The organism is Streptosporangium sp. NPDC049248 (genome assembly GCF_040678965.1).
Lineage (GTDB): Bacteria > Actinomycetota > Actinomycetes > Streptosporangiales > Streptosporangiaceae > Streptosporangium > Streptosporangium fukuiense.
The window spans coordinates 111,439-122,646 of the sequence record NZ_JBFAQY010000022.1; the positions used below are offsets into that span (position 1 = coordinate 111,439).

Consider the following 11,208-nt stretch of genomic DNA (forward strand, 5'->3'; position numbering starts at 1 on the left):
CATGAGGGAATGGACCCATGCCGAGCATGTCTCGGCGGCCGCCACGGAGATCGCCCGGATGGCCGATGTCCTGAGGGGGCGGGAGATGTCCGTTCCCGTGCTGACCTGTCCCGGCTGGGATCTGGCCAGGCTCGTCACCCACACCGGTGGCGTACACCGGTGGGCGGCCACCATGGTCGCCGACCTGGCCGAGCGGCGCTACGACCGCCGCGGGATGGACATGGGCCTGCCCGCCGACGCGAGCGGTTATCCCGCCTGGCTCGGTGCGGGGGCCGTCTTGCTGTCCGAGGCGCTGCTGTCGCAGGATCCACAGGCGCCGATGTGGACCTGGGGCGGGGAGCGGCGGGTGCGCTTCTGGTCCAGGCGGATGCTCCACGAGACCCTGGTGCACCGGATGGACGCCGAGCTCGCGGTGGGCATCCCGACTCTGGTCCCCGAGGACGTGGCGGCCGACGGGGTCGAGGAGTTTCTCGACATCCTGCCGTACGCCCTGTGGAACCCGGGTGTGGCCGAGCTGAGGGGCGGGGGCGAGACGATCTCCCTGCAGGCCGACACCGGAGCCGGGTGGGTGATCACCCTTGACCCCGACCGCTTCCACCACCGGCGGTCCCTGCAGCCGGGGAGCGTGACCGTGCGCACCGCCACCTCGGCGGACCTGCTCCAGGTCGTGTGGGGGCGGCGCAGCGTCGACGACTACGCCGTCGAGGGCGACGCGGGGCTGCTGGGCTGGTGGCGGGAGCTCGCCCGGATCTGACCGGCGGAAGGTAAACACCCGCCCCGGGATTCGGCCAAGACACGGCAGATCTCCAGGAAGGTCCGCCGCCGAGGCCGCCGCCCCGTGGTGCCATGCCCCTATGATCAAGATGTCTCAGGCGGTGACCTCGGCCGCGCTCGTCTCCGTGGGCCTGTTCGGTGGCACGGCGCTCGCGGACTCCACGCCCTCCACGGCGACGGTGAGGGAGGACCGGCCGCAGATAACGATCGTGGGCGAGGGGCGGCTGTCGGTCACCCCGGACGTCATGAAGCTGGACGCCGGTGTCGAGGTGGTCCGTTCCACCGCGGGAGAGGCGTTCACCGCCGCCCGTGCCGCCGCCGCCGCGCTGACGAAGGCGTTGCTGGCGGCCGGCATCGCGGCCAAGGACCTGCGGACCAACGAGCTGTCCCTGGGCCCCCAGTACAAGGACTACCCAACGATCTCCGGCTACCGGGCCGCGCAGGGGGTCGAGGCGGTGGTGCGGGACCTGGACACCGCGGACGACGTGATCGACGCGGCGGTCGCGGCCGGCGAGGCGGTCCGGCTGGACAGCGTCTCCTTCGAGGTCGCCGACAACCGTGCGCCGCTCAGGCTGGCCCGCGAGGCCGCGTTCAGGGACGCCAGGACCCGCGCCACGCAGTACGCCAGGCTCGCGGGGCGCAGGCTCGGCCGCGCGCTGGAGATCAGCGAGGAGAACGTCACCCCGCCGCGGCCGTTCTTCGCCGCCGGCGCGATCGCGGACAAGGCGTCGATCAGCCCGGGCCGCCAGGACGTGTCGGTCAGCGTCAGGGTGGTCTACGAGCTGGATTAGGCCCCGCTCACGCGGTGCTCCCCCGATCCCGGGTACGCGACAGGTTCCCGGCACACGACGGGCCCCGGCGGGTCACCACCCGCCGGGGCCCGTCCACCTCGTGCTCAGGGCAGCGCCAGCATCCTGTCCAGGGCGACCCCGGCCCAGTGGGCGGTGTCGTCGTCCACGGTGATCTGGTTGACGACCTGGCCGGCGGCGAGCGACTCCAGCGCCCACACCAGGTGCGGCAGGTCGATCCGGTTCATCGTCGAGCAGTAGCAGACGGTCCGGTCCAGGAACGTCACGTCCTTGTCGGGGAACATGGCGCCGAGCCGCTTGACCAGGTTCAGCTCGGTGCCCACCGCCCAGGAGGACCCGGCGGGAGCCGCCTCGATCTTCTTGATGATGTACTCGGTCGAGCCGACATGATCGGCCTTGGTGACGACCTCGTGCCTGCACTCGGGGTGGACCAGCACGTTGACGCCGGGGATGCGGGCGCGGACGTCGTCCACGCACTCGGCGGTGAAGCGGCCGTGTACCGAGCAGTGCCCCTTCCACAGGATCATCTTGGCGCCCGCGAGCTGCTCGGCGGTCAGGCCGCCGTTCGGCCGGTGCGGGTTGTAGACGACGCAGTCGTCCAGTGACAGGCCCATCTCCAGCACCGCGGTGTTGCGGCCCAGGTGCTGGTCGGGAAGGAAGAGCACCTTCTCCCCGCGGGAGAAGGCCCACTCCAGGGCGCGCCTGGCGTTGGAGGAGGTGCAGACGGTGCCGCCGTTGCGCCCGCAGAAGGCCTTGATGTCGGCGCTGGAGTTCATGTAGGTGACGGGGACGGTGCCGCCGGCGATCCCGGCGTCCTGGAGCGCCTCCCAGCACTCCTCGACCTGGTCGAAGGTGGCCATGTCGGCCATCGAGCACCCGGCGGCGAGGTCGGGCAGCACCACCTTCTGGGAGTCGGAGGTGAGGATGTCGGCGGACTCGGCCATGAAGTGCACGCCGCAGAAGACGATGTACTCGGCGTCGGGCCGGGCCGCGGCCTCCTTGGCGAGCTTGAACGAGTCGCCGGTCACGTCGGCGAACTGGATGACCTCGTCACGCTGGTAGTGGTGGCCCAGTACGAAGACCCTGTCGCCGAGCGCCGCCTTCGCCTTCCTGGCGCGTTCCACCAGCGCCGGGTCGGACGCGGCCGGCAGCTCGCCGGGACAGTCGACACCGCGCTCGCTGTGCGGGTCCACGCCCCTGCCCAGGACGAAGAGCGGAAGCCCGGTCTCGGTGGTCGTCATGGCCACACCCCCTTATCGTCGAAGTGACGACTAATGATGACACACGCTGTTGAGGCTTTATTCCGTGGGAGGGAGTTTTGTCCGAAGAGGGGAAGTGTGAGTCGTCCCAGGAATGTGTAAGCGGGGACGGGTGTTGGTAGCGTCTAAGAAGGACGTCAGAAACAGACAGCCGTTCCCGGGGAGCGGCTGACGCAGACGCGGGAGTCACCACATGTCGGTTGAGAGCAGCGAGACCACGGCGCAGGGCCTGATCCTCAGTTCCGCGGCCGCCGCGAAGGTCAAGAGCCTGCTGGAGCAGCAGGGCGAGGAGGGCCTCCAGCTGCGCGTGGCCGTGCAGCCCGGTGGCTGTTCCGGTCTGCGCTACCAGCTCTTCTTCGACGACCGTTCGATGGACGGTGACGTCGTCTCCGACTTCGACGGCGTGAGCGTGGTCACCGACCGGATGAGCGCGCCCTACCTCGTGGGTGCCACCGTCGACTTCGTCGACACGATCGAGAAGCAGGGCTTCACGATCGACAACCCCAACGCCACGGGGTCGTGCGCCTGCGGAGACTCGTTCAACTAGGCAATCGCCCGACCGGACGAGACCGGACGAGACAACGAAGGCCCCGCGCGGTGACATCCGTCACCGCGCGGGGCCTTCGTGCGCCCACAAGGTCGCGTATTCTTGCGTGGCCCGATCGCCCACGTTCCCAGAGATGCTGACAACGAGGAGAAGAACCCCGTGCGCATCGCCGTCACCGGCTCAATCGCGACAGATCACCTGATGACCTTCCCGGGCCGCTTCGGCGACCAGCTCATCGCCGATCAGCTCCACCGGATTTCCCTGTCGTTCCTCGTGGACGACCTGCAGATCCGCCGTGGCGGCTGCGCGGCCAACATCGCCTTCGGCATGGGCTGCCTGGGTCTTCGGCCCGTCCTGGTCGGCGCGGTCGGCGCGGACTTCGCCGACTACCGCTCCTGGCTGGAGCGCCACGGCGTCGACTGCGACTCCGTCCACGTCTCGGAGCTGCATCACACCGCCCGCTTCCTGTGCACGACCGACGACGACCACAACCAGATCGCGTCGTTCTACACCGGTGCGATGGCCGAGGCCCGTCTCATCGAGCTCGGCCCGATCAGCCAGCGGCTCGGTGGCCTGGAGCTGGTGCTGATCAGCCCCAACGACCCCGAGGCGATGCTCAGGCACACCGCCGAGGCGCGCCAGCGCGCGATCCCGTTCGCCGCCGACCCCTCCCAGCAGCTCGCGCGCATGCCCGGCGAGGATATCCGCGAACTGGTCGACGGCGCCGCCTACCTGTTCGGCAACGACTACGAGAAGGGCATGATCGAGCAGAAGACCGGCTGGACCGACGAGGAGATCCTCGGCCGGGTCGGCGTCCGCGTCACCACGCTCGGCCCCAAGGGCGTCGTCATCGACCGCAAGGACGAGCCGCCGCTGCACGTCCCCCCGGCGCCCGAGCTGGGCAAGGCGGACCCCACAGGCGTGGGAGACGCCTTCAGGTCCGGTTTCCTGGCGGCGCTGGCCTGGGGCCTGTCCCTGGAGCGCTGCGGCCAGGTCGGCAACCTCACCGCCACCCACGTTCTGGAGCGCGTCGGCGGCCAGGAGTACGAACTCGGTCAGAAGGTCTTCCTGGAGCGTTTCGCCGACGCCTACGGCACCGACGCCGCGGCCGAGGTGGCCGGCTTCGTGAACTGCCACCACGCCTGAGCCGCCGCTCGAACACCGGCCGGCCGGCACCGGGCGCCGCCCGGGTCACCGGTGGCCGGACCCGCCGCCGGACCGGCGGCTGAGCCACGCCCGGCTGAGATCACCCGACATCGGGCACTCAGCCGGGCGGGATGCCGTCCACGCAGGTGTCAGGTGCTCGCGTAGATACGGTGCACGAACTCGGCGAGCTTGTCGTCGGGCAGGTGCCTGGCCAGGTCGGCCTCGCTGATCATGCCGATGATGCGGCCGTTCTCGATCACCGGCAGCCGCCGTATCTGGTTCTGCTCCATCTTGGCCAGCGTCTCGTCGACGCTGGCGTCCGACGACACCCAGACCAGCCCGGTCGCCAGCTCACCGGCGGTGACCTTGGACGGGTCCATGCCGTGGGCCACGCACTTGACCACGATGTCGCGGTCGGTGATGATCCCCTTCAGCCGGTCGTCGCTGCCGCAGATGGGTAGCGCGCCCACGTTCATGTCGCGCATCATCTGTGCGGCCCGGTCGAGCGTCTCGTGCGCCTCCACGCAACGGACCCCGGCATGCATCAGACTCCTGGCGGTCTCGCCGCTCATAACTGTCCCCCCGAACCGTTTGATGGATTTTCGGGGAGAGTCATACCCAGTTTCAGGACAAGTCAGTAGTTGCGGCGCACGTGGATGGACCAGCCGCGCTCGGGAAGCTCGTAGCTGGCCACGTGGTGGTGCGACTTCAGCCGGCACCAGGCCGGGATGTCGGTGAAGGCGGCGGGATCGTCGGCCAGGACCGCGACGATCGCGTTGAGCGGCACGTGGTTGATCTGCTCGGCCAGCATGATGATGGGAATCGGGCACTTCTTGCCCAGCGCGTCGATGGTCAGTGCCGGGCTCTGGGCCGATCCCGCCGGGTTGGCCTGGCTGGACGTCATGGAGTCTTCACTTCCCAAATGTTGATCACAGTTTAACCCCCGCCTCCTCGCGGATCCTGCGTACCGTGCCGGGCAGGACGGTGAGGAAACGGTCGACATCCGCCGCCGAGGTGCCTCTGGGCAGCGACACCCGCACGTTCCCGTGGGTGAGCACGCCCATGGCCTCCAGAACATGCGATGGACGAAGCGTACTCGCCGTGCAGGAACTGCCGGACGATACCGAGAATCCGGCCTTGTCGAGTTCGGTGAGCAGTGCCTCACCTTCCACGTAAAGACACGAAAAGGTGACGATGTGCGGCGCCCGCACGACCGGATCACCGATGACCTCGACGTCGGGGACCAGCCGGGGCACCTCGGTCCTGACCCGGTCCACGAGCGTGGAGAGCCTGGCCGACTCCACGGCCGACTCGGCCACCGTGGCACGCAGCGCGGCGGCCGCCGCGACGATCGCCGGCACGTTCTCGAAACCGGGGACCCGGCGGCGCTCGCGGTCGTCCTCGGGCAGCGGGCTGCGCCACCGGGTGCCCTTGCGGACCACCAGCACGCCGACCCCCGCGGGGCCGCCCCACTTGTGCGCGCTCGCGGCCAGCACCGACCAGCCGCCGGGCAGCGGCATCCGGCCCGCGGTCTGGGCGGCGTCCACCAGCAGCGGCACCCCCGCCTCGGCGCACGCCGCCGCCGCCTCGGCGACCGGCTGGACGGTCCCGACCTCGTGGTTGGCGCTCTGCAGGCAGGCCAGGGCGGTGCCCTCGGCGAGGACCGCCTCGCGGAAGGCACCGGCCTCGACGGCGCCGGTGATCCCGACGCCGACCGTCTCGACCGAGCCGCCGTCGCGCTCGTGGATGCCGGCCGCGTGCAGCACGCTGGAGTGCTCCACGGCCGAGGTGACCAGGCGGCGGCCGCTCCTGCGGCGTCCGTGCAGGGTGCCGAGCACGCCCAGGTGCACCGCCTGGGTGCCCGAGGAGGTGAACGAGACCTCGTCGGGCCTGGCGCCCAGGGCCTCGGCGACCTCGGTCCTCGCCTGTTCCAGTAACATCCTTGCCCGGCGAGCGGAACCGTACAGCCTCGCGGGGTCGGCCCAGCCGACGTCGAGGGCCGCGATGAGAGCCTCCCGAGCCTGGGGGTGCAGCGGCTCCGTGGAGGCCGCGTCGAAGTACGCCACGCTCCAATCGTCGCACCACGCGCGGTGCGGGCGGGGGCTGCGCGGGGGGGCGACGGTTGTCCGCGCTAATGTGTCCCCCAGCGTGAAGCTGTGAACTACAAATCTTGAACGTGAACAAACGACCGCCCAGGAGCGACTCCTGGGCTTCATCTGTGGGGTAGGCGATCCGTGAGTCCGACCCGCCGTTCCGCACGGCGTCCGTTGGCCCGCCGCCGGGTGCCACGCGCTGCCGCTCTGGCGCTGCTGCTGGTTTCCCTGACGGCGTGCAGTGCCGAAGAATGGTCCCGAGGCGGCCTGCCCGAGGGCGTCACCAAGCAGTCCGAATCCGTCCAGAGCCTGTGGAACGGATCGTGGATCGCCGCCCTCGCCACCGGTGTGGTCGTGTGGGGTCTGATCCTCTGGTCCGTCGCCTTCCACCGTAAGAAGAAGAACTCCTCCGAGGAGTTGCCGCCTCAGGTGCGGTACAACCTGCCGATCGAGATCCTCTACACGGTGGTGCCGATCATCATGGTCGGCGTGTTCTTCTTCTTCACCGCGCGGGACCAGAACTACATCAACACCCTGTCCGGCAAGCCCGACGTGAAGGTCAAGGTCGAGGGCTTCCAGTGGAGCTGGCGCTTCACGACGGAGTACAACGGCAAGACCGTCCAGGTCGTGGGCCTGCCCGCGGCCGACTACACCAAGGGTCCCGAGCTGATGCTGCCGGTGGGGAAGAACGTCGAGTTCGACCTCCACTCGCCGGACGTCATCCACTCCTTCTGGGTACCGGCGTTCCACTTCAAGCGCGACGTGATCCCGGGCGTGAACAACAAGTTCGAGGTCCAGACGCTGAACAAGACAGGTGTCTACGCCGGTCGCTGCGCCGAGCTCTGCGGTGTGGACCACAGCCGGATGCTCTTCTCGGTGAAGCTCGTGCCCCAGGCCGAGTTCGACCAGTACATCGCTAGCCAGGCGGGTGCCCAGTGACCGCGCATAACCCAGCACTTCCCCTTCCCCCGACCCGCAAGGGCTCGGTCGTCGTCAAGTGGATGACGTCCACCGATCACAAGATCATCGGACACCTCTACCTGATCACCTCGTTCGTCTTCTTCCTGATCGGCGGCGTCATGGCGCTGATCATGCGGGCGGAGCTGGCCCAGCCGGGCCTCCAGCTGACCACGAACGAGCAGTTCAACCAGCTGTTCACCATGCACGGCACCGTCATGCTGCTGATGTTCGCGACCCCGCTGTTCGCCGGGTTCGCCAACGAGCTCATGCCGCTGCAGATCGGCGCCCCCGACGTCGCCTTCCCGCGGCTGAACATGGTCAGCTACTGGCTCTTCACCTTCGGCAGCACCATCGCCCTGTCGGGCTTCCTCACCCCGGGCGGCGCGGCCAGCTTCGGCTGGTTCGCCTACACCCCGCTGTCGAACGCGATCAGCTCCCCGGGCATCGGCGGCGACCTGTGGATCGTCGGCCTGACCATCAGCGGTCTGGGCACGATCCTCGGCTCTGTGAACTTCATCACCACGATCGTGTGCATGCGCGCGCCCGGCATGACGATGTTCCGCCTGCCGATGTTCACCTGGAACATCCTGCTCACCTCGATCCTGGTGCTGATGGCCTTCCCGGTGCTGGCCGCCGCGCTGCTGGCGCTGGAGTCCGACCGCAAGCTCGGCACGCACATCTTCGACTCCAGCACCGGCGGGGCGTTGCTCTGGCAGCACCTGTTCTGGTTCTTCGGCCATCCCGAGGTCTACATCATCGCGCTGCCGTTCTTCGGCATCGTGACCGAGATCCTGCCCGTCTTCAGCCGCAAGCCGCTGTTCGGCTACATCGGCCTGGTGGCCGCGACCATCGCCATCGCGGGTCTGTCGATCACGGTGTGGGCGCACCACATGTTCGCCACCGGGCAGGTGTTGCTGCCGTTCTTCTCCTTCATGACGTTCCTCATCGCGGTGCCCACCGGGGTGAAGTTCTTCAACTGGATCGGCACCATGTGGCGCGGCCACCTGTCGTTCGAGTCGCCGATGCTGTTCTCGATCGGCTTCCTGGTGACGTTCCTGTTCGGCGGTCTGACCGGTGTCATCCTGGCCTCCCCGCCGCTGGACTTCCAGGTGTCCGACTCCTACTTCGTGGTGGCGCACTTCCACTACGTGGTGTTCGGCACCGTGGTGTTCGCGATGTTCGCCGGCTTCTACTTCTGGTGGCCCAAGTTCACCGGCAAGATGCTGAACGACAGGCTGGGCAAGATCCACTTCTGGACGCTGTTCGTCGGCTTCCACGCGACCTTCCTGGTCCAGCACTGGCTGGGCGCGCAGGGCTTCCCGCGCCGCTACGCCGACTACAGCCCGATCGACGGGTTCACCGACCTCAACATGGTCTCCTCGGTGGGCGCGTTCCTGCTGGGTGCCTCCACGCTGCCGTTCCTCTACAACGTGTGGAAGACCCACAAGACCGCGCCGCAGGTCACCGTGGACGACCCGTGGGGCTACGGCAACTCCCTCGAATGGGCGACGTCCTGCCCGCCGCCGAGGCACAACTTCATCTCGCTGCCCCGCATCCGGTCCGAGCGCCCGGCGTTCGACCTCAAGTACCCGCACACCCCGGCCCCCCGTGAGCTGGAGGAGGTCCGATGAAGGTCCAGGGCTGGTTGTTCATCCTCTGCGGCATTTTCTTCGCCGCCGTGGACGTCGTCTACTGGTACTGGTCGAAGGAGCCGGTCGGCACGACGGCGATGGCCATCTCGGTGGGCTTCGCGCTCATGATCGGCTACTACCTGATGTACACGGCCCGCCGGATCGGCGACCAGCCGGAGGACGACAAGCAGGGCGAGATCAGCGACGGCGCCGGGGAACTGGGCTTCTTCAGCCCGCACAGCTGGTGGCCGCTCTTCGTCTGCCTGGCCGTCTCGCTCGCCGCCGTCGGCCTGGTCATCGGCTGGTGGCTGTTCCTGATCGGCGTTTTCGCGATCATCATGAGCATGATCGGTTTCGTTTTCGAGTACTACCGGGGCAACTTCTCGCACTGACCCCGCGTCCCACCGCGAAAGCGGGTCACGGAAAAACTTCCGTGGCCCGCTTTTTGGCGTTTATTTGGGGCTCAGGGTGGATGTCTTATGTGGTGAACCGCTTACTCCGGGTAATAACTGAATCAGTGGTTCAGTCCGGGACAGGGGAGTTCATGTGGGGCACGCGATCCGTGGTTCGAGCCAGGGAGCGGGACTGCTGGCCCTCGTGCTGGTGACGACCTCCTGCTCGACAAGCACCGCCGTACGCCAGGAGCAGACGCCGCAGGCGTCCCAACAGGCGGAGTCCGCCGCCGCCGTGGTCACCGTGGCACCGCTCAAGGGGGCCAGGGGAGTGCCCACGGACACCCCCGTCCTGGTCGCGGCGCAGGGCGGCACCCTGAAGTCGGTCACCGTCAGGGCCGTGAAGGGCGCCAAAGGCTCTCTGCAGGGCGTTCTCAGCGCCGACGGTACACAGTGGCGCAGCCGCGGTACGGCGGCTCCAGGGGCCTCCTACGAGGTCTCGGTGACGGCGGTCAATCCGGAGGGCGCCCTCACCCGGACGACCTCGTCCTTCTCCACGGTGAAGGGCCGCGAGACCTTCGCGATCGAGAGCTTCATGCCGGACCGGGACATGACCGGTCTGACCGTCGGCGTCGGCATGCCGGTGATGATCACCTTTGACCACCCCGTCACCGACCGCGTCTCCGTCGAGCGCAACCTGTTCGTCCGCACCTCCAGGCCGGTGGTGGGGGCGTGGCACTGGTTCGACGACCGCAACGTGCACTTCCGCCCGAAGAACTTCTGGCCCTCGGGCACCAAGGTCAGGGTCGAGGCCCGGCTGGCCGGGGTGCGCGGCGGCGCCGGCCTGTACGGCGCGGCGAACCGGACGGTCAACTTCAAGGTCGGCCGCGCGCAGATCACCCGGGGCAGCGTGCTCTCCCACCACCTCACGGTGCGGCGCAACGGCAGGGTCGTCAGGGAGATCCCGATGAGCGCGGGCCAGGGCGGCGACTGGAAGTACCACACGACCAGCGGCGTGCACCTGGCCATGTCCAGGGAGAACGTCACGGTGATGACCTCTCCGGGCATCGGGCCCGGCTCGCCCGGCTACTACCAGCTGACCGTCTACGACACGGTCCGCATCTCCAACAGCGGCGAGTACATCCACAGCGCCCCGTGGTCGGTCGGCTCCCAGGGCTACTCCAACGTCAGCCACGGCTGCGTCAACGTCAGCCCGAGCAACGCCAAGTGGTTCCTCGACAACACCCTGATCGGGGATCCGATCATCATCACCGGCTCGCCCCGCGTCCTGGAGCCCACCAACGGCTGGGGTCACTGGCAGGAGAGCTGGCGGGAATGGCTCAAGTGGAGCAGCCTCAAGCACTTCACCACCGACGACGTCTGAAACCGACGACGTCTGAAACCGACGACGTCTGAGACCGGTGGTGTCTGAGACCGGGCCCCGCCGGCCGTGGGTGCCCGCGGAGCCCTCTGAGGGGGCGTCAGCCGTCGCGGAGAGGCTTCGGGGTCCCATGGGACCGGGCTCGGGGATTCGGGGGCTCAGGGGCGGCCCTCCGGCGGGGCGTCGGGAAAAGGGTGTGGAAAGACGTCGAGGCCC

12 protein-coding genes are annotated in these 11,208 nt (G+C 68.5%); 8 read left to right on the forward strand and 4 right to left on the reverse strand.

The window, feature by feature from the left end:
• Position 1: 1 nt before the first annotated feature.
• Positions 2-754: a maleylpyruvate isomerase family mycothiol-dependent enzyme gene (locus tag AB0K21_RS31670; RefSeq protein WP_364155366.1), complete on the forward strand. Its 753-nt coding sequence runs from the start codon at positions 2-4 to the stop codon at positions 752-754.
• 100 nt (positions 755-854) lie between these two features.
• On the forward strand, positions 855-1,565 hold the full coding sequence (locus AB0K21_RS31675) for an SIMPL domain-containing protein (protein ID WP_343970192.1): 711 nt from the start codon (positions 855-857) through the stop codon (positions 1,563-1,565).
• 104 nt (positions 1,566-1,669) lie between these two features.
• Here the strand turns inward: AB0K21_RS31675 and nadA are convergent, their stop codons facing one another.
• Positions 1,670-2,824, reverse strand: coding sequence for a quinolinate synthase NadA (nadA, locus tag AB0K21_RS31680; protein WP_343970189.1), 1,155 nt, complete (start codon positions 2,822-2,824; stop codon positions 1,670-1,672).
• Between the two features lie 211 nt (positions 2,825-3,035).
• On the opposite strand from nadA, the gene AB0K21_RS31685 reads away from it, so the two are divergent.
• Both AB0K21_RS31685 and AB0K21_RS31690 read left to right on the forward strand, forming a co-directional pair.
• On the forward strand, positions 3,036-3,389 hold the full coding sequence (locus tag AB0K21_RS31685; protein ID WP_030910261.1) for an iron-sulfur cluster assembly accessory protein: 354 nt from the start codon (positions 3,036-3,038) through the stop codon (positions 3,387-3,389).
• A gap of 159 nt (positions 3,390-3,548) precedes the next feature.
• Positions 3,549-4,535 carry a carbohydrate kinase family protein gene (locus AB0K21_RS31690; protein ID WP_343970180.1) on the forward strand — a complete coding sequence of 329 codons (987 nt, stop codon included), beginning with the start codon at positions 3,549-3,551 and terminating at the stop codon, positions 4,533-4,535.
• A 149-nt stretch (positions 4,536-4,684) separates the two neighbouring features.
• On the opposite strand, the gene AB0K21_RS31695 is transcribed toward AB0K21_RS31690, so the two are convergent.
• From AB0K21_RS31695 to AB0K21_RS31705, 3 genes are all read right to left on the reverse strand, one after another.
• The gene (locus AB0K21_RS31695; protein ID WP_343970177.1) at positions 4,685-5,107 is read right to left on the reverse strand and encodes a CBS domain-containing protein; all 423 of its coding nucleotides are present in this window, start codon (positions 5,105-5,107) and stop codon (positions 4,685-4,687) included.
• A gap of 62 nt (positions 5,108-5,169) precedes the next feature.
• Positions 5,170-5,439, reverse strand: coding sequence for a sulfurtransferase TusA family protein (locus AB0K21_RS31700; protein ID WP_343970174.1), 270 nt, complete (start codon positions 5,437-5,439; stop codon positions 5,170-5,172).
• 25 nt (positions 5,440-5,464) lie between these two features.
• Positions 5,465-6,601, reverse strand: coding sequence for an aminotransferase class V-fold PLP-dependent enzyme (locus tag AB0K21_RS31705; protein ID WP_364155370.1), 1,137 nt, complete (start codon positions 6,599-6,601; stop codon positions 5,465-5,467).
• Positions 6,602-6,817: 216 nt separating this feature from the next.
• On the opposite strand from AB0K21_RS31705, the gene coxB reads away from it, so the two are divergent.
• The 4 genes from coxB to AB0K21_RS31725 all read left to right on the forward strand — a co-directional run bounded on the left by coxB (position 6,818) and on the right by AB0K21_RS31725 (position 10,995).
• Positions 6,818-7,567, forward strand: a complete 750-nt coding sequence (gene coxB, locus AB0K21_RS31710) for a cytochrome c oxidase subunit II (RefSeq protein WP_343974191.1) — start codon at positions 6,818-6,820, stop codon at positions 7,565-7,567.
• 62 nt (positions 7,568-7,629) lie between these two features.
• Positions 7,630-9,219, forward strand: coding sequence for a cytochrome c oxidase subunit I (gene ctaD, locus AB0K21_RS31715; protein WP_343974194.1), 1,590 nt, complete (start codon positions 7,630-7,632; stop codon positions 9,217-9,219).
• The gene (locus tag AB0K21_RS31720) at positions 9,216-9,611 is read left to right on the forward strand and encodes a cytochrome c oxidase subunit 4 (protein WP_343974197.1); all 396 of its coding nucleotides are present in this window, start codon (positions 9,216-9,218) and stop codon (positions 9,609-9,611) included. Before ctaD ends, AB0K21_RS31720 begins: the two co-directional genes overlap by 4 nt.
• A gap of 154 nt (positions 9,612-9,765) precedes the next feature.
• A complete protein-coding gene (locus AB0K21_RS31725) occupies positions 9,766-10,995 on the forward strand; it encodes an Ig-like domain-containing protein (protein WP_364155373.1) in 1,230 nt (409 codons plus the stop codon).
• Positions 10,996-11,208: the final 213 nt, after the last annotated feature.